Origin of the sequence: Luteimicrobium album (assembly GCF_030161555.1) — a bacterium.
Taxonomy (GTDB): domain Bacteria; phylum Actinomycetota; class Actinomycetes; order Actinomycetales; family Cellulomonadaceae; genus Luteimicrobium; species Luteimicrobium album.
Window position 1 is genome coordinate 2,333,200 of the sequence record NZ_BSUK01000001.1, and the last position, 21,251, is coordinate 2,354,450.

Annotated in this window: 24 protein-coding genes, 1 tRNA gene, 1 pseudogene and 1 riboswitch; of the genes and pseudogenes, 13 read left to right on the forward strand and 13 right to left on the reverse strand. The window is 72.6% G+C overall.

All coding sequences use genetic code 11. From position 1 onward, the window contains the following. The first annotated feature begins 14 nt into the window (after nt 1-14). Complete coding sequence (locus QQK45_RS12090; protein WP_284293468.1) at nt 15-1,019, forward strand: epoxide hydrolase N-terminal domain-containing protein; 1,005 nt, start codon at nt 15-17, stop codon at nt 1,017-1,019. Between the two features lie 9 nt (nt 1,020-1,028). Here QQK45_RS12090 and serC read toward each other — a convergent pair whose 3' ends face one another. Further along, complete coding sequence (gene serC / locus QQK45_RS12095; RefSeq protein WP_284293469.1) at nt 1,029-2,162, reverse strand: phosphoserine transaminase; 1,134 nt, start codon at nt 2,160-2,162, stop codon at nt 1,029-1,031. A 96-nt stretch (nt 2,163-2,258) separates the two neighbouring features. Between serC and QQK45_RS12100 the strand changes: the two genes are divergently transcribed. From QQK45_RS12100 to QQK45_RS12110, 3 genes are all read left to right on the forward strand, one after another. Continuing rightward, nucleotides 2,259-2,966 (forward strand): iron-dependent transcriptional repressor DtxR, encoded by a 708-nt coding sequence (locus tag QQK45_RS12100; protein WP_284293470.1) that lies wholly within the window; start codon nt 2,259-2,261, stop codon nt 2,964-2,966. Between the two features lie 138 nt (nt 2,967-3,104). Next, nucleotides 3,105-3,297: riboswitch (cyclic di-AMP (ydaO/yuaA leader) on the forward strand. A gap of 99 nt (nt 3,298-3,396) precedes the next feature. Next, complete coding sequence (locus tag QQK45_RS12105) at nt 3,397-4,146, forward strand: C40 family peptidase (protein WP_348525219.1); 750 nt, start codon at nt 3,397-3,399, stop codon at nt 4,144-4,146. Nucleotides 4,147-4,228: 82 nt separating this feature from the next. Further along, a complete protein-coding gene (locus QQK45_RS12110; RefSeq protein WP_284293471.1) occupies nt 4,229-5,200 on the forward strand; it encodes a universal stress protein in 972 nt (323 codons plus the stop codon). A 170-nt stretch (nt 5,201-5,370) separates the two neighbouring features. On the opposite strand, the gene rocD is transcribed toward QQK45_RS12110, so the two are convergent. Continuing rightward, the gene (rocD, locus tag QQK45_RS12115) at nt 5,371-6,573 is read right to left on the reverse strand and encodes an ornithine--oxo-acid transaminase (RefSeq protein WP_284295036.1); all 1,203 of its coding nucleotides are present in this window, start codon (nt 6,571-6,573) and stop codon (nt 5,371-5,373) included. Nucleotides 6,574-6,643: 70 nt separating this feature from the next. Beyond that, nucleotides 6,644-7,396, reverse strand: a pseudogene (gene ddaH / locus QQK45_RS12120) (dimethylargininase); the annotation flags it as partial. 328 nt (nt 7,397-7,724) lie between these two features. On the opposite strand from ddaH, the gene QQK45_RS12125 reads away from it, so the two are divergent. Beyond that, nucleotides 7,725-8,492 carry a PadR family transcriptional regulator gene (locus tag QQK45_RS12125; RefSeq protein ID WP_284293472.1) on the forward strand — a complete coding sequence of 256 codons (768 nt, stop codon included), beginning with the start codon at nt 7,725-7,727 and terminating at the stop codon, nt 8,490-8,492. On the opposite strand, the gene QQK45_RS12130 is transcribed toward QQK45_RS12125, so the two are convergent. Genes QQK45_RS12130 through QQK45_RS12140 form a run of 3 tightly spaced genes read right to left on the reverse strand, consistent with a single transcriptional unit; the run spans nt 8,479 to nt 10,216 of the window. After that, the gene (locus QQK45_RS12130; RefSeq protein WP_284293473.1) at nt 8,479-9,015 is read right to left on the reverse strand and encodes an SRPBCC family protein; all 537 of its coding nucleotides are present in this window, start codon (nt 9,013-9,015) and stop codon (nt 8,479-8,481) included. The two genes, QQK45_RS12125 and QQK45_RS12130, sit on opposite strands and share 14 nt — an antisense overlap. Then, nucleotides 9,012-9,848, reverse strand: a complete 837-nt coding sequence (locus QQK45_RS12135; protein ID WP_284293474.1) for a hypothetical protein — start codon at nt 9,846-9,848, stop codon at nt 9,012-9,014. The genes QQK45_RS12130 and QQK45_RS12135 overlap by 4 nt, the downstream gene beginning before the upstream one ends. Nucleotides 9,849-9,850: 2 nt before the next feature. Beyond that, entirely contained in the window at nt 9,851-10,216 is a 366-nt protein-coding gene (locus QQK45_RS12140) for an OsmC family protein (protein WP_284293475.1), read from the reverse strand. 222 nt (nt 10,217-10,438) lie between these two features. Between QQK45_RS12140 and QQK45_RS12145 the strand changes: the two genes are divergently transcribed. After that, the gene (locus QQK45_RS12145) at nt 10,439-11,278 is read left to right on the forward strand and encodes a thymidylate synthase (RefSeq protein ID WP_431310266.1); all 840 of its coding nucleotides are present in this window, start codon (nt 10,439-10,441) and stop codon (nt 11,276-11,278) included. Next, the gene (locus QQK45_RS12150; protein ID WP_284293477.1) at nt 11,278-11,847 is read left to right on the forward strand and encodes a dihydrofolate reductase; all 570 of its coding nucleotides are present in this window, start codon (nt 11,278-11,280) and stop codon (nt 11,845-11,847) included. Before QQK45_RS12145 ends, QQK45_RS12150 begins: the two co-directional genes overlap by 1 nt. A 5-nt stretch (nt 11,848-11,852) precedes the next feature. On the opposite strand, the gene QQK45_RS12155 is transcribed toward QQK45_RS12150, so the two are convergent. Continuing rightward, nucleotides 11,853-12,047 carry a hypothetical protein gene (locus tag QQK45_RS12155; protein ID WP_284293478.1) on the reverse strand — a complete coding sequence of 65 codons (195 nt, stop codon included), beginning with the start codon at nt 12,045-12,047 and terminating at the stop codon, nt 11,853-11,855. A gap of 251 nt (nt 12,048-12,298) precedes the next feature. Between QQK45_RS12155 and QQK45_RS12160 the strand changes: the two genes are divergently transcribed. Further along, nucleotides 12,299-12,371 (forward strand) — tRNA-Arg (locus QQK45_RS12160). Nucleotides 12,372-12,428: 57 nt separating this feature from the next. On the opposite strand, the gene QQK45_RS12165 is transcribed toward QQK45_RS12160, so the two are convergent. Both QQK45_RS12165 and QQK45_RS12170 read right to left on the reverse strand, forming a co-directional pair. Then, on the reverse strand, nt 12,429-12,620 hold the full coding sequence (locus QQK45_RS12165; protein WP_284293479.1) for a hypothetical protein: 192 nt from the start codon (nt 12,618-12,620) through the stop codon (nt 12,429-12,431). After that, nucleotides 12,608-13,408: a tyrosine-type recombinase/integrase gene (locus QQK45_RS12170; RefSeq protein ID WP_284293480.1), complete on the reverse strand. Its 801-nt coding sequence runs from the start codon at nt 13,406-13,408 to the stop codon at nt 12,608-12,610. The genes QQK45_RS12165 and QQK45_RS12170 overlap by 13 nt, the downstream gene beginning before the upstream one ends. A gap of 182 nt (nt 13,409-13,590) precedes the next feature. On the opposite strand from QQK45_RS12170, the gene QQK45_RS12175 reads away from it, so the two are divergent. The 3 genes from QQK45_RS12175 to QQK45_RS12185 all read left to right on the forward strand — a co-directional run bounded on the left by QQK45_RS12175 (nt 13,591) and on the right by QQK45_RS12185 (nt 16,231). Next, nucleotides 13,591-14,085 (forward strand): hypothetical protein, encoded by a 495-nt coding sequence (locus QQK45_RS12175; protein ID WP_284293481.1) that lies wholly within the window; start codon nt 13,591-13,593, stop codon nt 14,083-14,085. A gap of 1,323 nt (nt 14,086-15,408) precedes the next feature. Next, on the forward strand, nt 15,409-16,032 hold the full coding sequence (locus QQK45_RS12180; protein WP_284293482.1) for a hypothetical protein: 624 nt from the start codon (nt 15,409-15,411) through the stop codon (nt 16,030-16,032). Continuing rightward, the gene (locus QQK45_RS12185; RefSeq protein WP_284293483.1) at nt 16,025-16,231 is read left to right on the forward strand and encodes a hypothetical protein; all 207 of its coding nucleotides are present in this window, start codon (nt 16,025-16,027) and stop codon (nt 16,229-16,231) included. Before QQK45_RS12180 ends, QQK45_RS12185 begins: the two co-directional genes overlap by 8 nt. Nucleotides 16,232-16,303: 72 nt before the next feature. Here the strand turns inward: QQK45_RS12185 and QQK45_RS12190 are convergent, their stop codons facing one another. The 4 genes from QQK45_RS12190 to QQK45_RS12205 all read right to left on the reverse strand — a co-directional run bounded on the left by QQK45_RS12190 (nt 16,304) and on the right by QQK45_RS12205 (nt 19,949). Next, nucleotides 16,304-16,492, reverse strand: coding sequence for a hypothetical protein (locus QQK45_RS12190; RefSeq protein ID WP_284293484.1), 189 nt, complete (start codon nt 16,490-16,492; stop codon nt 16,304-16,306). A 208-nt stretch (nt 16,493-16,700) separates the two neighbouring features. Further along, entirely contained in the window at nt 16,701-17,660 is a 960-nt protein-coding gene (locus tag QQK45_RS12195; RefSeq protein ID WP_431310267.1) for a carbohydrate ABC transporter permease, read from the reverse strand. Between the two features lies 1 nt (nt 17,661). Then, complete coding sequence (locus QQK45_RS12200; protein ID WP_284293485.1) at nt 17,662-18,624, reverse strand: carbohydrate ABC transporter permease; 963 nt, start codon at nt 18,622-18,624, stop codon at nt 17,662-17,664. 17 nt (nt 18,625-18,641) lie between these two features. Beyond that, nucleotides 18,642-19,949: an extracellular solute-binding protein gene (locus QQK45_RS12205; RefSeq protein WP_284293486.1), complete on the reverse strand. Its 1,308-nt coding sequence runs from the start codon at nt 19,947-19,949 to the stop codon at nt 18,642-18,644. A 200-nt stretch (nt 19,950-20,149) separates the two neighbouring features. On the opposite strand from QQK45_RS12205, the gene QQK45_RS12210 reads away from it, so the two are divergent. After that, nucleotides 20,150-20,374, forward strand: coding sequence for a LacI family DNA-binding transcriptional regulator (locus QQK45_RS12210; protein ID WP_284293487.1), 225 nt, complete (start codon nt 20,150-20,152; stop codon nt 20,372-20,374). A gap of 35 nt (nt 20,375-20,409) precedes the next feature. Next, nucleotides 20,410-21,186 (forward strand): LacI family DNA-binding transcriptional regulator, encoded by a 777-nt coding sequence (locus tag QQK45_RS12215; protein ID WP_284293488.1) that lies wholly within the window; start codon nt 20,410-20,412, stop codon nt 21,184-21,186. The last annotated feature ends 65 nt before the right edge of the window (nt 21,187-21,251 follow it).

The following is a 21,251-nucleotide window of genomic DNA, read 5'->3' on the forward strand; positions in this document are numbered from 1 at the left end:
CCCACGCTGGACCCATGGACGTCGTCCCGTTCGTGGTCAGCGTGGCGCCGGCCGAGCTCGACGAGCTCCGCCGGCGCGTGCGCGCGACGCGCTGGCCGGACCCCGAGACGGGGTCGGGCTGGACGCAGGGCGTGCCGCTCGAGACGATGCGCGAGCTCGCCCGCTACTGGGCCGACGAGTACGACTGGCGACGCCTCGAGCGTCGCCTGGCCGGGCTCGACCAGCTCCGCGCCCGCGTGGACGGCCTCGACGTGGACCTCGTGCACGCCCGCTCGCCGCGCCCTGACGCCACGCCCCTCGTCCTGACGCACGGCTGGCCGGGCTCCCTTCCTCGAGTTCCTCGACGTGCTCGACCCCCTCACGCACCCGCCCGACGACGAGCTCGCCTTCCACGTCGTGGTCCCCTCGCTGCCGGGCTACGGGTTGAGCGACCGGCCGACGACGCCGGGCTCCACCTGACGCCGCCGCTCGTGGACCCGGACCTCACGGTGGGTGACCGCACCGAGGCGGAGCGGGCGGACCTCGCGGTCCGCGAGGCGGGCGCGGAGGGGTCGGCGTACTCGGCCGTGCACGCGACACACCCGCAGACGCTCGGTTACGGGCTGTCGGACTCGCCCGTCGGCCTGGCCGCGTGGATCGTCGAGAAGGTCGCCGCCCGGTCCGACCACGACGGCGACCTGTTCGCCGTCCTCAGCCGGGCCCAGGCCCTCGACGACGTCACGCTGTACTGGCTGACGGGGACGGCGGCGTCCTCGACCCGCCTGTACGCCGAGAGCATCCGGACGGTCGAACGGTGGATGACGACGCCACCCCGGCCGGAGGAGGTTGTGCGGGTCCCGGTCGGGGCCGCCGTCTTCCGCGACAACCCCCGCCCGTCACGGCGGTGGGCGGAGCGGCGCTACGCCGACATCCGGTACTGGGGGACGCCGGAGCGGGGCGGGCACTTCGCGGCGTGGGAGCAGCCCGAGATCTACGTGCGCGAGCTGCGGGCGTCCTTCCGCGCGATCCTCGCCGACTGACCCGCCGCCTCAGCCCAGCTGCTCGACCACGAAGTCGACGCACGCCGTGAACGCCGCGACGTCGTCGGGGTCGATCGCCGGGAACATCGCGACGCGGAGCTGGTTGCGACCGAGCTTGCGGTACGCGAAGGTGTCCACGACGCCGTTGGCGCGCAGGGCGGCCAGGACGTCGCCGGCGGGCAGGGCCTCGTCGAGGTCGATCGTCCCGACGACGTCCGAGCGCTCCGCCGGGTCCGTGACGAAGGGCGTGGCCCACGGCCGCGACTCGGCCCACCCGTAGAGGTTCGCGGCCGACGCCGCGGTGCGCGCCGTCGTCCACTCCAAGCCGCCCTGCTCGAGCATCCAGTCGAGCTGCTCGGCCATGAGAAGGAGGGTCGCGACGGCCGGGGTGTTGAGGGTCTGGTCCTGGCGCGAGTTCGTGAGCGCCGTGGTGAGCGAGAGGAACTCGGGCACCCACCGGTCCGCCTCGAGCTCCGCGGCGCGCGCGACGGCGTCGGGCGACAGGAGCGCGAGCCAGAGGCCGCCGTCGGACCCGAAGGACTTCTGGGGCGCGAAGTAGTAGGCGTCCGTCTGCGCGACGTCGAGGGCGAGACCGCCCGCCGCCGAGGTCCCGTCGACCACCGTCAGCGTGCCGGCCTCGCGCGAGCCGGGCACGCGCTCGACGGGGCTCGCAGCGCCCGTCGAGGTCTCGTTGTGCGGCCACGCGTACACGTCCACACCCTCCTCGGCGTGGCAGTGCGCAACCGTGCCCGCGGGCGCCTCCACCACGCTCGACTGTGCGAGGAACGGTGCCCGCGACGTCGCCTTCGCGAACTTGGCGCCGAACTCGCCGAACGCCGCGTGCTGGGCCCTCTCCCGGACGAGGCAGAACGTCGCGACGTCCCAGAACGCCGTCGAGCCGCCGTTGCCGAGCGCGACCTCGTACCCCTCGGGGAGCGCGAAGAGCTCGGCCAGGCCCGTGCGGATCCGGCGGACGAGCGCGCGCACCGGCTCCTGGCGGTGGGACGTCCCGAGCGGAGACCGGCCGGCCGCCGCGAGCGCACTCACCTGCGCGTCGCGCACCTTGCTCGGGCCGGCGCCGAAGCGGCCGTCCCCGGGCAGGAGGTCGGTGGGGATGCGGATGGCGGCGGGAGTCGTGGGCACGCGTCCAGGGTAGGGGAGCGGCCTCGGGCGGCCGTACCCGATTCCGGTGGGTGGGCCGCCCTAGACTGGGACCCACCGACGCGTCAGGGAGCAGCAGTGAGCGATCTCATCGACACCACCGAGATGTACCTCAAGACGATCTACGAGCTCGTCGAGGAGGGGATCGTCCCGCTGCGTGCCCGGATCGCGGAGCGGCTGGGGCACTCCGGCCCGACGGTCTCGCAGACGGTGGCCCGCATGGAGCGCGACGGCCTGGTCGTCGTGACCGGGGACCGTCACCTCGAGCTGACCGAGCTGGGCCACAACAAGGCCATGCGGGTGATGCGCAAGCACCGTCTCGCGGAGCGCCTGCTGACCGACGTCGTCGGGCTCGACTGGGAGTACGTCCACGAGGAGGCGTGCCGGTGGGAGCACGTCATGAGCGACCGCGTGGAGAAGCGTCTGGCCGAGCTTCTCGGCCACCCGCACTTCTCTCCGTACGGCAACCCGATCCCGGGCCTCTCGGAGTTGGGCGAGGAGCCGACGCACGAGGATTTCCTCGAGGGCGTGGTCCCGCTGCTCGACGTCGCGCGGCCGGCCCAGGGCACCGCCGAGGTGGTCCGGGCGGACGTCAGGCGGCTCGGTGAGCCGCTGCAGCCCGACGTCGAGCTGCTGGCGCGCCTCGCGGAGGCCGGGATCCTGCCGGGGCAGGCGGTCGAGGCCCAGTGGGACGGAGGCATGCTGTCCGTCCGCGGAGGCGACGCGGAGAAGCCCCTGGCGCTCGCCGACGAGGTCTCGCGGCACGTGTTCGTGGCCGCGCGCTGACCCCGTCCCGGGCCTCGCGCTGGGACCTCCGTACCAGTTCGGACGAGTCCCGAACGAACGTCGTGACCGGGGCGTGACATTCACCGCAGGGTCGTGTACGTTCAGGGGCAGTTCCGGCGGCAGACGTCGTCGGAGCCCTCACGGAGAGCGCCAAGCCCTGTCACTCCGCGAGGGTCCCAGCGAGTTGGACGACAGGGACGGGGGACCCATGACCGGGGGTCGGAAACGACCTCCTTGGGGTGAAGCCCGAGGTACCGCAAGGTGCCGGAGGCCGGGTGTTTCTCCCACCCGAACCCGACAGCTGACCTCGTAGGCGTCAAAGGAGACAACGCGTGAGCACGACCACCACTCGCGCCCGCCACCGCGCGGCGCGCCGCCCCGTAACCCCCTGGCGACCCTGGCGAGCGCCGCAACCGGCAGCCTCTCCACCGTGGGTCGCCGCACCGCCGTCGTCGCCGCGTCCTCGGGCCTGCTGGTCTCGATGCTCGGCGCTCCGGCCGCTCACGCCGCGACGTCGCACTCGGACGCTCCGAGCAAGCTCAGCACCGTCGACCTCGACGCGCTGACCGCCGCCGCGAAGGCCGAGCTCCAGACCTCGAAGACCGTCACGGTCACGAAGCACGTCAAGTGGACCGCCGACGCCGCGACCGTCAAGGTCACGCCGGCGCCGGAGCCCGTCGTCCACCGCACGGTCCAGGCCGCGAGCCGCTCCGAGGTCCGCACGGCCCTCACGTCGCCGAGTTCGAGCACCTCGGCCTCCAGCGCCTCGGACTCCGGCACCTCGGACTCGGGCACCTCGGACTCGGGATCCTCGTCGAGCTCGAGCTCCTCGGTCCCGTCCTCTGCCAACGGCTCCAAGATCATCGCGATCGCCAGCCGCTACGTGGGTGTCCCGTACGTCTACGGTGGCACGACGCCGTCGGGCTTCGACTGCTCGGGCTTCACCTCGTACGTGTACGCGCAGATCGGCATCTCGCTCCCGCGGTCGTCGTCCGCCCAGCACTACGCGGGAACCATCGTCTCGCGCGCCGAGGCCAAGCCGGGCGACCTCATCTGGACGCCGGGCCACGTCGCCATCTACGCCGGCGGCAACACGATCATCGACGCGCCCCGCCCGGGCAAGACGATCCAGTTCCGCTCCATGTGGCAGACGAACCCCACGTTCATCCGCGTCGGCTGACGCAGCACGACTCCGAGCGCCCCGACCGCCCCAGGCGGCCGGGGCGCTCGTTTCTTGTCTCTGGGCTCGGTAGGCTAGGGGTATGACGCGCGCAAAGAGCGTTCTCGTCGGCGTCGACGGGTCGGCGCCGAGCCTGCACGCCCTCGACTGGGCGGCGATGTACGCCGCCGACGCCGGGCTGAGCCTCCACCTGGTCTGCTCCTACTACCTGCCCACGCTGACGTCCGCGTCGCTCGACGGCGGCTACGTGCCGATCGACGACGACGCGGTCCAGGCGGGCGCCAAGGCCGTGCTCGACGAGGCCGTGGCCCGGGTCAGACCCCACGGAGTCCCCGTCAACGCGTCGCTCGCCGCAGGCGACGCGACCGGCGTCCTGGTCGACCTCAGCGAGGAGCACGAGCTCGCCGTCGTCGGGACGCGCGGGCGCGGCGGGTTCGCGGGACGACTGCTCGGGACGGTCTCGTCCGCGCTGCCCGCCCACGCGCGCTGCGCGACCGTCGTGGTGCCGCTCCGGACCCCCGACGGCGAACGCGTCCCCGAGACCGCCGACCAGCTCCCCGCCGTCCGGCACCCCGAACGCATCATCGCCGGCGTCGACGGCTCGCCCACGTCCGAGGCCGCGCTCCGGCACGCCGCGGACCTCGCGCAGCTCTGGGACTGCGAGCTCGTCGCCGTCGCCGGCGTACCGATCGCGTCGGGCGCGGGTGTCCTCGCGTGGCTCCCGGCGTCCGTCGACCACGAGCAGGTCCTCGCCGACGCGGGCACCAACCTCGATCGCGTGATCGAACGGCTCGTCGAGGCGAGGCCCGGGCTCGCGGTCCGACGGATCGTCCTCGACGGCACGGGCGCCGAGCTCCTCGTCGAGTTCTCCCAGGCCGCTGACATCATCGTCGTGGGATCACGCGGTCGCGGAGGGTTCTCGGGGATGCTGCTCGGCTCGACCAGTCAGGCGGTGCTGCACCACGCGCAGTGCCCGGTCCTGGTCGTGACGAAGCGCTGCGCCGAGTCGGAGGCGAAGTCCGAGACCACCGCCGAAGGGTCCGCTGCTTCCTGAGCCCAGCGTTCGCGTCGTCCGTGGTCGGGTTCGCGGGCGGGCGCGGCGAGGTGGTTCGGACTGTCGTCCTTCGGCCCTGGGGGCCGTGCGGACTCCTTGACGTCCTTCACCACCTCCCCGCGCCCACCCGCTCCGTCGTCGTCCCCTCGCGAGGTACACCGGCGGCCGTACTACTTCGCGGCGAGGGCTTCTCGGAGCTGGGTCAGGCCCCAGAGGAGGTCGTCCTCCTCGACGACGAGCGGCGGCGCGAGCCGCACCGTGCGGCCGTGCGCCTCCTTCGCGAGCACGCCCCGTGCCAGCAGCGCCTCGCACAGCGCACGGCCGGGGGACGCGCCCGTCGCTGCGCCGTCGTCGGGGGCGTCGAGGGGGACGTCGAGTCCCGCCCACAGCCCGACGCCGCGGCTCGCCTCGAGGAGGCCGTCCGCGACCATGCTCCGGAGCTCGTCGTGGAGGACCGCGCCCAGCGTCTTCGCGCGCTCCTGGTACTCGCCCGTCTCGAGGAGGTCCAGGACCGCCAGGGACACGGCGCAGGCGAGCGGGTTCCCGCCGAACGTCGAGCCGTGCGTCCCCGGCGTGAGGACGCCGAGCACGTCGTCGCGCCCGACGACCGCCGAGATCGGCACGATCCCGCCCCCGAGCGCCTTGCCGAGCGTCGTCAGGTCGGCGCGCACGCCCCACAGGTCGAGCGCGAGGGTCGTTCCCGTGCGGCCGAGGCCGGACTGGATCTCGTCCGCGACGAGCAGCACGTCGTGCGCGTCGCACACGGCCCGCACGCGCGGCCAGAAGCCCTCGGGCGGCACGACGACGCCCTGCTCACCCTGGATCGGTTCGAGCAGCACCGCGACGGTCGTCTCGTCGATCGCGTCCTCGACGGCGGCCGCGTCCCCGTACGGGACCACGCGGAATCCCGGCGTGTACGGGCCGAAACCGCGCCGTGCGTCGTCGTCGGTGGAGAACGACACGATCGTGGTGGTGCGGCCGTGGAAGTTCCCGGCCCCGACGACGATCGTCGCGAGGCCCTCCGGGACGCCCTTGACGTCGTAGCCCCACTTGCGGGCGGTCTTGATCGCGGTCTCGACGGCCTCGGCGCCCGTGTTCATGGGCAGGACCGTCGAGGTCCCGGTGAGGGCGGCGAGGCGGTCGGCCCACGGCTCCAGGAGCACGTGCCGGAACGCGCGCGAGGTCAGGGTGAGCGTGTCGAGCTGACGGTGCGCGGCCGCGACGAGGGCCGGGTGCCGGTGCCCGAAGTTCAGGGCCGAGTACCCGGCGAGGAGGTCGAGGTAGCGGTTGCCGTCGGCGTCCCACGCCCACGCGCCGTCGGCGCGGGCCAGGTCGACGGGGAGCGGGTCGTAGTTGTGCGCGAGGTGGCTCATCACGCCCCCGCAGCTCAAGCGTGCAGCACTTCGCGCCGCCGCCGCCCAGCAGCAGCTCGGACGTGTCGACGCCGACCGGCTCGTAGCCGCGCTCGCGGAGGGCGTCCGCGAACCCGGTGGCGGCGGGCGTGTGGACGACGTGGGTGCCGTCGGACACCGCGTTGAGGCCGAGGACGGCGGCGTCGTCGTCGGAGGCCAGGAGCGCGTCCGGGAACCGGTCGCGCAGGATCTCGCGCGCGGCGGGGGAGAAGGCCGGCGGGTAGTAGGCGACGTCGGCGGGCGAGGACCCGTCGCTGCCCGCGAGCACCGTGAGCGCCGTGTCCAGGTGGTAGAAGCGCGGGTCGACGAGCTCGAGCCCCACGACCTCGCGGCCCCAGAGCTGGGCGGCCTCGTCGTGGGCCGCGCGGTCCGTCCGGAACCCGTACCCCGCGAGGACGACGTCGCCCACGCGCAGCAGGTCGCCCTCGCCCTCGTTGGTGCGGGCGGCGTCGTGGGTGACGAACCCGTGGTCCGCGAGCCACTTGAGGTAGGCCGGGGCCTCGGGCCGGCGCTGCGCGTAGGTGAAGCGGGCCGAGTAGGCGATGCCGTCCTCGACGGTCGCGCCGTTGGCCGCGTAGACCATGTCCGGCAGGCCCGGGAGCGGGTCGACGAGCTGCACGTCGTGCCCGAGGTCGAGGTAGACGTCGCGCAGCCGTTCCCACTGGGCGACCGCGCGCGACGTGTCGACGGGGCGTCCCGTGTCCATCCAGGGGTTGATCGCGTACTCGACCGTGAAGTACGTGGGGCGGCACATCAGGTAGCTGCGACGGGTTGCGTGCGGCATCGGGCCTCCTTCGGCGGGGCCCGCGACGCGGGGGTGGTGCGCCGCCCGGGCCTTGTCCGGTCAGCGTACGACGGCGCAGGTCGAGTGGTGGGGCGACGCTCGGGTCGCGCCAGGCCCACCACGGGCTTCGCCTCCTTCGCAACCCCGACCCGCCCCGTCAGGTCGGCAACCTCAGGTGTTGACAGCGATGCATCAGCGATATATCGTTAACGACTGTCGACGACGGAACGCCCGCCCGAGGCCCCGCCAGAGCGCCCGGCCCACGACCGGCAGGAGCGACGCCGTCGGCCCCACGAACAACATCGACCCGACCTCGAGGAGGTCCCCCATGCGATCCGCATTCACTTTCCAGAACCCTGAGAACCCTTCCGACCCCCGCGATGCTCGCGCTCGCCAGGGCCGTCCTTCGGGTCGCGGAGGCCGCGGCCACCACGGCGACTTCGGTCGCGGCGACTTCAACCGTGCCGACTTCGGGCGCGGAGGCTTCGGACCCGGCTTCGGACCCGGGGGCTTCGGCCCCGGGGGCTTCGGCCCCGGCGGTCCCGGCTTCGGTGGCCCCGGCGGGCGCGGCCACGGCCGTGGCCGCGGACGCCGCGCCGGGCGCGGCGACGTCCGCGCCGCCGTCCTGCTCCTCCTCGCCGAGGAGCCCATGCACGGCTACCAGCTGATCCAGCGGATCGGCGAGAAGTCCGGTGGCGTGTGGCGCCCGAGCCCGGGCGCGATCTACCCGGCGCTCAACCTGCTCCAGGACGAGGGGCTCGTCGAGCTCAAGGACGGCGGTGGCCGTCGCCTCGCGAGCCTCACCGAGGCCGGCCGCACCTACGTGACCGAGCACGCCGACGAGCTCGGCGAGCCGTGGTCCGACGCGTCGACCGGCGGTCGTCGCGGAGGCTTCGAGCTCCGCGAGGCCGGGGGCGCGCTCGCGCAGGCGATCGCCCAGGTCGCCCGCACGGGCGACGCGACCCAGGTCGCGGCGACGGTCGACGTGCTGGCCCGCGCCCGCCGCGAGGTCTACCTGATCCTCGCGGGCGAGGCGCCGGCCGCGTCCGACGGCGCGTCACGCGAGGACGAGGGCGGCGACGTCAGCGAGGGCTGAGGCCCCCGCGCGACGCCACCCGGTCCAGGCGGCGCCAGCCGCCCCGGATCATCAGGCGGAGCACGACGTCGGCCGCGGGGGCGGTGAGCCCCCGCGGCATGACGTCGGTGACATGCACGTCCTCCCACCACACCACACGGCTCGACGACGCCGAGACGGCTTCCACCCGGAAGCCGGCGGTCCCGAGCAGCACCGGCCCGAGCTTGCGGAACTCCGCGAGCCCGGGCCGGTTCGCGTCGTCGGGCCCGGTGGAGGGCGCGGGCGGGGTCCAGGTGGTGATCCGCATGCGGTCGACGAAGCCCGGCCCGCCGCGCCGGGCACCTGGTCCGCTCACCACCGTGAACGTCGCGCCCGGGCCGGGGCTCCAGGTGCCGTCGCCCGGCGTGACGACGGCGGCGTCACCGGCAGTTCCCGGCTCGAACCGCGTGAGCGGCACCCACGTGCCGTGCGTGCGCGGGTCGGCGACGAGCGCGAACGCCTCGTCGGCCGGGAGCGCCAGCTCGTGCACGAGTCGGACGCTCATCGGTCCTCTCGGTGTCCTCCGAGCCAGCGGGGCCGGGCGGGACCGTGCTTGCGCGGTGGCGAGCGGTGCTCGAGGACCGGTGGGGCGTCGTCGGCGGCGGGCTCGACGACCCGCAGCACGACGGGCCAGTCGGCCGGCGGCTCCCCGAACGCGGTCCGCGACTGCCCGACGACGGTGCGGGCGAGGGCCCGCCCGCCCGCGAACCCGACGACCGCGCCGATGCCGAACGGCACGACCCGGCCGAGCGTGAGCCCGACGTGCTTGGTGAGCTGGGTCCGCAGGAACTTGTTCGCGAGGGCCCGGTTGACCTGGGCGAGCGTCGAGGCGGGCATGGCGGTGAGCAGGGTCTGACCCCATGCCAGTCCCGACCCGGCTGCCGCCTTCTGGACGGTCGCCGCGCCCTTCGCGCCGAGCACGGAGGCGAGGAGCAGCGCGCGGCGGCGCTCGGCGTCGACGACCTCGATCCCGTGGACCTCGGCGACGGCGAGCGCGAACGCCGCGGAGCTCGCGAAGAACGTGGCCACGTCGCTCGAGCTGAGGACGAGCCCGGCGCCCGTCCCGACCGCCGGTACGGCCGCCGCCACCCCGACGGCGCCACCCGCGGCCCCGAGGACGGTCGCGTACTCCTTCTCGAGGATCCGGACCAGCTGCGCCGGACCGGCCTCGGGGTTGCGGCGCCGCAGGGACTCGACGTGCCGCCGGATCGCGGGCGCCGGGATCGCCACGGCGCGGTCGAGGATCGCGTCGAGGACCGGGGTCGCGCGCGCGACCTCGCGTCCCGTGGCGTCCGCTGATGCGGGGACGGGCAGACCGGGCAGCGCCTCGTTCGCCATGGTCAGGCCGTCGCCTCGCCGGCGTCCACGGCCGACGCGGGCTCGACGAACTCACGCTTCACGACGACGCCGGCCTCGAGCGTCCGCCCGACCGTGCAGGTCTGCTCGATCGAGCGCTCTGCGACGGCGAGGACGCGGTCGCGCGTGGCGTCGTCGAGCGCGGAGAGGTCGAGTTCGATGATCTCGGTGAGCTCGGGGTAGCGGTCCTCCTCGAGGTTCTTGACGCCCTCGACGCGGATCGTGACCTTGTAGTCGTCGCCGAGCCGGCGCGCGAGCGGGACGTCGCTCGACATCCCGGCGCAGCCCGCGAGGGCGACCTTGAGGAGCTCGCCGGGCGTGAAGACCGCGCCCGCGCTCGAGGGTCCCATCTCCACGGTGGCGCCGCGGCCGGAGAACCCCGGTACGTGCGCGGGCCGGTGCGCTCGACCCACAGCGGGTCGGTCGCCGACGGGCTCGACGTGGGGATCGCGTCGGTCTCGGTCGCGGGTGTCGTCGTCTCGGTGCTCATCCGGGCATCATCCCATCGGTGTGTCGGTACGCACGGGCGCGGCTCGTGCTCTCGGGCCGCAGGCCCACCTACGATGACCAACATGGCCGACGACGCAGCGATTCCGACCACGCCCCCGCGCGGCACCGTCCCCACCCCGTACGAGGACCTGCTGGCGCGCGTCCTCGCGGAGGGCACGCACAAGGACGACCGCACAGGCACGGGGACGCGCAGCGTCTTCGGCGCCCAGCTCCGGTACGACCTCGCGCAGGGCTTCCCGCTGGTCACGACCAAGCGGGTCCACTTCAAGTCGGTCGCCTACGAGCTGCTGTGGTTCCTGCGCGGCGAGTCGAACGTGCGCTGGCTCCAGGAGAACGGGGTGAGCATCTGGGACGAGTGGGCCGACGACGACGGCGAGCTCGGCCCCGTCTACGGCGTGCAGTGGCGCTCGTGGCCCACGCCCGACGGGCGGCACGTGGACCAGATCGCGGGCGTGATCGACCAGATCCGCACCAACCCGGACTCGCGCCGTCTCATCGTGTCGGCGTGGAACGTCGCGGACATCCCCCAGATGGCCCTGCCCCCGTGCCACGCGTTCTTCCAGTTCTACGTCGCCGACGGCAGGCTCTCGTGCCAGCTCTACCAGCGGTCGGCGGACCTCTTCCTGGGCGTGCCGTTCAACATCGCGTCGTACGCGCTGCTCACGCACCTCGTGGCCGCGCAGACGGGCCTCGAGGTCGGGGACTTCGTCTGGACGGGCGGGGACTGCCACGTCTACGACAACCACGTCGAGCAGGTGAGGACGCAGCTCGCCCGCGACCCCTACCCGTACCCGACGCTGCGGGTCGCGCCCCGCGACTCGATCTTCGACTACGCGTACGAGGACCTCGAGGTGCTGGGCTACGTGCACCACCCCGCGATCAAGGCGCCGGTGGCCGTCTAGTGCTCGCGCTCGTCTGGGCGCAGGCGCACGACGCCGCCGGGCGTCCCGTGATCGGCGCGGGCAACGCGCTGCCGTGGCGGGTCCCCGAGGACGCCGCCCGCTTCAAGGCCCTCACGCTCGGGCACCCCGTCGTGATGGGCCGGCTCACCTGGGACTCGCTCCCCGCGCGGTTCCGGCCGCTGCCCGGCCGCACGAACGTCGTCGTGAGCCGGCAGCGCGGCTGGCTTCCCGTGCCCGACGACGGCGCCGCGGCGGGCGCGGACCTCGCCTCGGGCGAGGCGGACGTGAGGGGCGCGCCGACGGTCGAGGAGGCGCTCCGCCTGGCCGTCGAGGCGCCGGGCGGTGAGGAGACGTGGGTCGTCGGGGGTGCGCAGGTCTACGCCGCGACGATCGGGCACGCCGACCGGCTCGAGGTCACCGAGCTCGACCTCGAGGTCGAGGGGGACGCGTGGGCGCCACCCGTCGACGGGGGCGTCTGGGCCGCCCGGGACACGGGCGCGTGGGAGACGTCGCGCTCGGGCGTGCGGTACCGCTTCGTCAGCTACGAGCGGGCGGCCGCCCGCGCCTGAGCCGGTCAGCGGTTGATGAGGTAGCCGGTGAAGAGCCCGGCGCCCAGCGCGACGGCGAACACCGCGGCCTGCAGCCAGAGGCTCCCGGCGCGGAACCAGCGCCGTCGGGCCCGGCGTGCGGCGCGCTCGTGAGCGCGGACGCGCGCGGGCGAGGTCGTGGAGGCGGCGGCGCCGTCCACCGTGAGGTCGAACGTTGTCATCTGGAACTGCCCCTGGGTGGTGCGTACGTACGTGACGCCGGAGCGGCGGCCTCGTGACCCGTCGCTCCGGCTCTGCCACTCTCCCCGGATCGGCAGCCTCACGCAGGGTGAAGGATGCCGTCGAGCGGGTGAAAAACGGGGGCTCGCAGGGCCGGGTCGTAACGATTCGGGCGAACCGCCGTGGTTCGCGCGGGCACAGGCCGTCCCGGTAGGCTGGCGCGCGTCCCCGGACCGCTCCACGAGCGGCCCGCGCGCCTGTAGCTCAGGGGATAGAGCACCGCTCTCCTAAAGCGGGTGTCGGCAGTTCGAATCTGCCCAGGCGCACCGAAAGTGTTGCGCTGACCTGCGCATATGCGTAGACGCCCGGCGCGGGCGCATCGTCTACGCCTCGGCCTGTGGCCGTTTACTGGCGGTATTCACGACAGCGCCCACGGAATTGTCGAGAACGCTCCGCACGTCCGGGCTCTCGTGGGTTTTCGGCACGTAGTGGCGCGCGGTGACGTTCTCGTGGCCGTGTCCGAGATGCTCAGAAGATATTTTCATCCCCTCGTCCGGCTCGATCAGCGTCGCCACCGTGCGGCGGAACGTGTGCGGCGTGACCCACCCGAACCCGGCCTCGGCGCGGATCTTCCGCCACGCCGCGCGCACGTTATTGGGTCGCGCAACGTGCCGACCGCGGACGGGAACACGAGGTTCCGAGGGTTCTCGCCCGTCTGCTCGACGCGGCGGCGCATGAGCATGTCGACGACGAACCGGGGGAGGCGACGGCGCGAGGTCGTCGTCTTGGGGTGCTCCTGGCGGATCAGTTTCCGCGGCCTGCGCTCCTGGTCCTCGCGAACGACGGTCGCCGTGACGAGCAGGGTGCCCTCGTCGAGGTCGACGTCGTCCCAGCGCAGCACGAGCACCTCGCCGATGCGCATCGCGGTCCCGAGCATGAGGTCGACGACGTCGAGGAGGTCACGCGTGGGCGGCCGGCCGCGCTTCGGGCGACCGCTCGTCGTCTCCCGCTCCTGCCACGAGATGACGCAGACGCGGAGCGTCTCGACTTCCTCGAGCGTGAGCGGGCGCGGGTCCGGCGTCTTGCTGTGGATCTTCGCGACGTTGCGGATCGGGTTCGTGGCCGCTGCCCCGTGCCGCACTGCGAGCCCGAGGATCCCGGAGAGCACGGTCTGGGCGAGGATCGCGGTCGGCGGCCCGACGCCGTCGGCGACGGCCTTCAGGTGCCCGTCGAGCCGCGTCACGGTCGCCTCGCGGACGCGCAGGTTCCCGACGGCGGGCAGGGCGTGCATCTCGAGCACCTCGCGGTACCGGCGCACCGTGTTGATCGCGAGGTCACTGTCGACGATCTCCGCGACCCACACCTCGGCGACGGCGGTCAGGCGCGTGTCCCCGGTCAGGTCATCCCCGCCCGGCGCGGTGCGCCGCGGGCGGCAACCACCACGCCCTCATCGCCCGGCACTACGGGATCGAGGGCGGCGACCCCGCGCGACACACGACGACGTCGGAGGAGTAGCTGCGCACCCTCACGGCCAACGGCGAGAACATGTCGCTCGCCCAGCACCCGGAGGCGCTGCTCACCCCGTACTACGGCAACTCGCGCGGCGGCCGTCCAGCCTCCGACCCGATCGGCACCCTGACCACGCACGACCGGTTCGCTCTCGTGCACCGCCACAACTCGGGTGGCGCGGAGATGACAACGCCGGTGTTCGAGGAACTGCGCACGCTCACGGCGGGCGGCACGCAGTCGCTCCTGCAGCATCCGCGGCCGGAGGTCACGCCGGCCGGCCTCGAGCGCGCTGAGCGCATGGTCCCCGAGGTGCTGTACCGGATGCTCCGCCCGCACGAGGTCGCGAAGGGCATGGCGTTCCCCGACACCTGCGACTGGGACGTCCCCTACTCGAAGGGCAAGCGGAAGGGCAAGGCCCCGTCCGCGCAGGACAAGGTCAAGGCCGCCGACAACGCTGTCACCCCACCCGCGACCCGCGACATCGTCGGGGCGGTCGTCCAGGCCATCACTGGAAAGGCGGTGCTCTCGTGAGCGGTCAGACCTCCCTGTCCTCACCGGTCGTGAGGTCGATCGTGATGCGCCCCTCGAACTGCTCTTCGGCTTCTGCCTCAATCCGCCGCCGTGCTCCCGGGTCCTGGTGCCAGGTGCGACCGCGAGAGACGATCCAGTCGATCGCACCGATGCCGTCTCGGACAGCGAGAGCAGGCGCGCGCAGCCGCTGCGGCCGAGCGTCGCGAGCGTGAGGAGCAGGCGCGGCTCCGCTGCCAGGAGATCGACCGGTGCCCGCTCTGCGACGCGGACGGGTACGTCGTCGAGTCGACCGGCGTCCGGGTCTGCTTCCACGACCCCGAGGCCGCAGAGCGGGCCAACCGCGGCGCGGACCAGTGCCGCCGCGTCCTGTCCGAGGCCACCGCGTGAGCGGCCGACACGCGGCCGACGACGACGAGGCCCGCCGGTGGGCGACCTACCTCGAGAAGATGCGCGGGTGCGTCGAGGAGTTCGTCGACGGGTACGTCAAGCTCGGCGGCCTCATCGTCCGCGAGGGCTCGCCGGCCGCGGGCGGGGGCGGCGGCCGGTCATCCGGCGCGTCGATCCCCGTCCCTGTCCGGCTCGAGATCATCGACACCCGCGCCGTCGTTGACCACGTCGTCGACACGCACGTCCCCATCGTGCGCGGGGTGCTCCGCGTGGGCCTGTGGTCCGACCGGGACCGCGTCCGCGGGGCGCGGCACCGTCGCCGGGCTCCGGTTCCTCGGGGCGGCCCTGTGGCCCGTCTACGACGCAGACCCGACGCTCGGCGACACGGTGACCGACGCGCTCTGGCAGGCGCGCGGCGAGGTCGGCCGGCATACGGGGGAGGGGATACACCCGTTCCGCCTCGCGCGCCCCTGCGAGGCGTGCGGCGCGACGGCCGTGTGGGCGCAGCCCGAGACATAGCGCACCCGGTGCTCGTCGTACGGAGCGGTGAGCGGCTCGTCGACGGCTTCGCTCGTGTCTGCGATTAGGTAGCCCCAACCTATTGAGTGTCAGACGTAACGCTGCTAGCGTCCGCGTGGGCCTGATGGAGGGGGCCCGGACAAGTCAAGAGACAGGGGGAATGATGCAACTTAGAAGATTGCTCGCGGTGCCGCGGCGGCCATTCTGGTGACCGCGGCGTTCGTCGCACCGAGCGCGCACGCTGACGACGCTGGCACGCCGACCGACGGCGCGACCCTGGCAGCGTCCGACTTCCTCGACGCGGACACCGCGACGGCTACTGACGACAGCCAGGCCGACCAGAGCGACCAATGCGATCTCGACATCTCAGAGCGTGTCGGAGCCTGGACCTGCCCCGACACAACACCCGCAAAGGCCGTGGCCATCGAGAAGGAGGCCCTCTCGAGCCTTCTCGCCGAGGGGAAGATCAGCAAGGCGGAAGCGTCAGAGGAGACCGTCAAGCCGCTGTCGACCGGGACGATCTGCGACATCTCTGGCTGCTGGACCCTTATTGACACCGCTCACACGACGTACTCCGGCGGAGTCGCCTACGGATACGGAACGATCGGACTCGGGTCCGCTCAGATGTACTTCAAGGTCACGGCGTCCGGTGCCAAGACGACCTCCTACCCGTTCTGGTTCAAGGCGACCCGCGGGACCAGCCAGACCGTGCTCGAGGGCGAGCGGTTCTACGTCTCCTCAGCACACCCCGGTGGAAACAAGGAGTCACCTCGCAAGACGTTCGGCCCGAAGGTATTCGGCACGAAGTCGGCTGACGTCTCGTCGCAGTGGCCCAAGCCCGGCGCGACCACCTACGAGAACACGACGCAATGGATCACGATCGTTCACGAGGCGTCGTGGCGCGACATCTCGTCCGCGTACCCCGGACGCTGGTACATGTGGGCGAAGTCGTACAAGGGTCACCGCCAGTCTTCGGGTGCGTACTACTTCCAAGAGTCGCTCCCGTCTCAGCCGCGTCTGTCGAGTTACTCGGATGACTGACGAGCAAGCTGCTGTCTTCGTGAACTGGGTGGAGCTAGGCGAGGATCTCTGGACAGCGACGTGGCAGCGAGGCGAGGAGTCGCGCGACATCCACGGGTCCCGTGATGAGGTGATCGCCTGGGCCATCGCGCAGGATGCAGGAGCGCGATGGATCTTCGATGCGACGGAGAACGGGTACGTCCCGCTCAACCCCGCATGAGAACGAGGCCGCCCCGCTACCACGGCATCCGTGCTGGCGGGGCGGCCTCGTGTCTATTCGACGACGGGCGCGTCAGCGGTGCTGCTGGCGCTGCTTCTCGAGCTCAAGACGCTCGCGTTCGAGGTCGAGCCGCTGCTGCTCGAGCGTGCGCTGCTCGGCGGCAGCGGCAGCGGCAGCGGCCCCGCGCCGGGCCTTCGCGTCGCGCGTGCTCCGGGGTGGGCGACCGAGCGCCAGATCCCGACGGGGAGCAGGAGCAGCCACAGGAGCACCCGGCCGAGCCACTCTGTGGGGTCCCACCGAACCCGGGGCGATTCAGGCGTTGGCGTTCGGCCAAGACCTTCGAGAGTGATGAGAGCCGCGGGTGGCTACGGGGCTGCGATTGGGCAGTTCGAATCTGCCCAGGCGCACCGACGACGGACGCCCAGCACGCGCTGCGTGCTGGGCGTCCGTGCGTTCCGAGGAAGGGGGCCTACTGCCCGCCCATGCCCGTCGTCGCGATGCCCTGGACGATCCGGCGCTGGAAGACCATGAACACGACCAGCAGCGGCAGGGCCGCGACCATCGCTGCGGCCATGGTCTGGGCGTACTGGACGCCGTAGGCGTTCTTCACGGTCGACAGACCGACCGGCAGCGTCATGAGGTTCGGGTCGTTCGTGACGATGAACGGCCACAGGAAGTTGTTCCACGCGCCGATGAACACGAAGATCGCGACGGCCACGAGGATCGACCGCGACAGCGGCACGACGATGGTCCAGAAGAGCCGCCACGGGCCCGCGCCGTCGATGCGCGCGGCGTCGAGGAGCTCCTCGGGGATCGCGTCGAAGAAGCCCTTGAGGATGAACACCATCACCGGCGCGACGATCTGCGGCAGGATCACGCCCGCGAGCGTGTCGACGAGCCCGAAGGCCTGCATCTGCTGGAACAGCGGCACGATGAGGATCTGGCCCGGCACCATGATCGCGGCGACCGTGAGCCCGAGAAGAACCTTGCGGCCCCGGAACGTGGTGCGCGAGAACGCGTACGCCGCCATCGCCGAGATCAGCACCGTGAGCAGCGTGACCGCCACGGACACGACGGTCGAGTTGAGCATCCAGCGCAGCACGTCGCCGTGGCCCAGAACCTCGCGGTAGGCCTGGACCGTGAAGCCCGCGGCCGGGAACCACGACGCGCTCGACGCGGCGTCGGTCTCGGACTTGAACGACGTGTCGATCGCCCACAGGAACGGCACGAGCCAGACGACGGCCAGCACCACGAGCGCGACGATCGCGCCCCAGCGCGCCGCCCGGCTGGTCCCGAGCGTCAGCCGGGCCATCGAGCGGTGCTCGGCCCGCCGTGCCCGACGCCGGTCCCGCCAGCTGTCGTGCCCGGCCGTGGCTGCGCCGTCGGGCAGGGTGGGGGCGAGGGGAGAGGTCAGTTCGGTGACGGCCATGTCAGCGCCCCTTTCGCGACGGCAGGAGCCGGAGGAGGGTCAGGACCAGGATGATCGCGAAGAACACGTACGAGATCGCCGACGCGTACCCGAGCCGGTAGTTCGTGAAGCCCGTGTCGTACACGTACTCGAGGATCGGGCGGGTGCTGCCGTTCGGGCCGCCCGCGGTCATGAGGTAGACCTGGTCGAAGACCTTGAGCGACGCGAGGATCTGCAGCACGAGGATGATCCCCGTGACCTTCCCGAGCTGGGGCAGCGTGATCGAGAACAGGCGACGCCAGCCGCCCGCGCCGTCGATGGTCGCGGCCTCGTACAGCGTGCCGGGGATGCCCTGCAGCGCGGCGAGGTAGAGCAGGAAGTTGAAGCCGACGGTCCACCAGACGGTCACCATCGCGATGGACAGCATCGCGACGCCCTTGTCGGTGAGCCACCCGACCGGGCCGAGGCCGACCTTGTCGAGCAGCGTGTTCGCGAGGCCGATGTCGGGCTGGAAGATCCACACGAACACCGACGCCACGACGGCGGACGGCAGCAGGTAGGACGCGAAGAACGACGTGCGCCACAGCCACTGACCGGGCAGGCCGGTGTGCACGAGGAGCGCCATCACGAGCCCGACGAGCACGAGCGGGATCGTCGAGAGGATGGTGAAGAGCAGGGTCTGCCAGAGGGTCTGCCAGACCTGTGGGTCCTTGAAGGCCTCGACGTAGTTGTCGAAGCCGATGAACTCGGAGCCGAGGCCGGTGAGGCTGCGGTTCGTGAGGCTCATCCAGAGCCCGGACACGATCGGCCAGGCGAGGAACAGCCCGCCCGCGATCACGAACGGCAGCACGAACAGGTAGCCGGAGCGGTCGCGCACGCCGCGGCGGGTCCTCACGCCGTCGGCCGCGGGCCGGGGAGCCGGTCCGGCGTGGCGGCCGGGCCGGTCCGCGGCCTGCCCCACGGCGGGGGTGCTGGAGACGGTCATCGTCGTCCTCTCTCGTCTCAGGCCGGGTTGGGGGTCTTGAGCAGGCGGTCCATCTCGCGGAGCATCCCGTCGACGGCGCTCTTCGCCTTCGCCTTGCCCTGGAGCGAGGCGGACATCGCATCGCACATGCGCGCCTGGAAGTCGCTGCCGGCCCCCGCGAACCACACGGCGGGGTCGAGCACGACGATCTCGCCGGCGTGCGCGTAGTCGCGCTGCGGCGTGAGCTTTTGGTACTCGGGCTTGGACAGCACGGGCTGGTACGCCGGGATGTGGCCGGCGGAGGCCCACGTGAGGCTGCCCTGCGAGAGCAGGTTCGCGAGGACGCGGTAGGTGGCGTCCCGACGCGCGGGGTCCGGGTGGGCCTGCTTCGGCAGGACGAACGAGTGCGAGTCGGCGTAGTTGGCCGGCGTGCCCAGGAGGGTCGGGAGCGGCATGCCGCCGACGTCGGGGATGGCGGCCTTGAAGGCGGGGAGCTCCCACTCGCCGGACAGGATGAGGCCCGAGCGCCCGGTCGTGAAGCTCGCGATCGCACCCGCGTAGTCCTGGTTGGCGGGTACGACCTTGCCGTCGAGGATCGACTGCATGAGCTCGATCACCTCGGTCGCGGCCTTCTCGTCGAGCTGCGCGGCCTTGCCGGGGACGAGCTCGTAGCCCGCGCCTGTCTGGCCGTACAGGCCCCAGAACAGGCGCCACGCCTGGGCGGTGTCGAGCAGGTACCCGAACGCCATGCCCGTCTTGCCGGTGACCTTGGCCATCTCGCGTCCGGCGTCGAGGAACGTGTCGACGCCGTCGAGCGAGACCAACTTCCCGTCGCTGCCCAGCAGGCCGGCCTGCTTCGCGATCTTCGGGTTGTAGAACGAGATGAACGGGTGCGTGTCGAGGGGCAGCGCGTAGAGCTCGCCCTGGTACGTCGCGCGCTCCCAGACGGCGGGGGCGAAGTTCTCCTTGCGGATGCCGACCTCGGCGAGCTTGTCCAGGTCGTACGGCTCGAGCAGACCGCCGGGGGCGTAGCCCGCGAGGCGCGACATGTGCATGACGGCGGCCTCGGGCGGTCGTCCGCCCGACGACGCCATCGCGAGCTTCGTGTAGTAGGCCGAGCCCCAGGCCAGGGTGACGGACTGGATCGACACGTCGGGGTTGGCCTTCATGGCCGCGGCCTGCATGGTCTGCATGTTCGCGCCGTCGGCACCCGAGAAGAGGTCCCAGATGCGGACGGTCGTGCGGCCGCTGCCGTCGGCGCCCGTGGCGCAGCCGGCGAGCGCCCCGCCGATGGCGACCGCGCCGGCGCCGACGAGCGCCGCCTGCAGGAACCCTCGTCGTGACATCCCCGGGCCGCCGCCCGGTCCCCGGCCCGGTGGTACCGGACCCGCCGGGGCGTACCCCGGTCGTCGTCGCGCGGTCATCCTCGACCTCCTTGGTGCAACGTTGCGATCTAACGTTGCATCAAGATGGACTACCCGAGGCTCGCGCGTCAAGTGGCGGCGGCCGGATCGGGACGGACGCACGATCGAGCGGGAGGTGACACGTGGGCGACGAGACACGCCGGCCACCGGGCATCAAGGACGTGGCCGCGGCGGCAGGCGTCTCGTGGAAGACGGTCTCCAACGTCGTCAACGGGACGGGCCGCGTCGGGGACGCGACCAGGGAGCGCGTCGAGCGCACCATCGCCGAGCTCGGCTACCGCCCGAGCCTCGCCGGACGCCAGCTCCGCCAGGGCCGGACGCACATCCTGGCGCTCGCGGTCCCCTGATCCAGGCCCCGTACTTCGCGACGCTCGCCCACGAGGTGATCGAGGTCGCGGCCGCCCGGGGGTACCGGGTCTTCATCGACGAGACCCGGGGCGACCGCTCCGCGGAGGAGGCGGCCGCACGGGGCTACGAGGTGCGCCTCATCGACGGCATCGTGTTCTCGCCGCTCGAGCTGAGCCTGTCGGAGGCCGACGCGCTGCGCGGCGCGACCCCCATGGTGCTGCTGGGCGAGCGGCCCGGCGACCCGTCGAGCGGCACGGTGCACACCGACCACGTGAGCATCGACAACGTCCTGGCGGCCCGCGAGGCCACGCGGCACCTGCTCGACACGGGCCGCCGGCGGCTGGCGTTCGTCGGCGCCGAGCCCGGCGTCGAGCGGTCGGGGATGCCGCGGCTGCGCGGCTTCCGCGAGGAGCTCGAGGCCGCGGGCGTGCCGGTCCGCGAGGACTGGGTGCTGCCCGCCTCGGTCTACGACCGGCGCTCGGGGGCGCGCGCCGTCGAGGACGTCCTGGCCCGGGTCGGGGACGTCGACGGGATCCTGTGCGCGAACGACGAGCTGGCGCTCGGCGTCATGCACACGCTGCGCCGCAACGGGGTGCGCGTGCCGCAGGACGTGGGCGTCGTCGGGTGGGACAACACCGAGGACGGGCGCTTCGCCAACCCGTCGCTGACGACCGTGGCCCCGGACGTCCGCGCGATCGCCGAGCGCGCGGTCGACCGGGTCCTGGCCCAGGTGGAGGGGCTGCCGGGGGAGCCCGCGGACGTGGTCGTCCCGCACCGCCTGCTGGTGCGCGAGAGCACCGCGCGGGCCTGAGCGGTCCCGAGGCTGTGGCGGACGCGGCCGGTGGCGGCTTGCGTGGGTGTGATTCAACGTTGCAC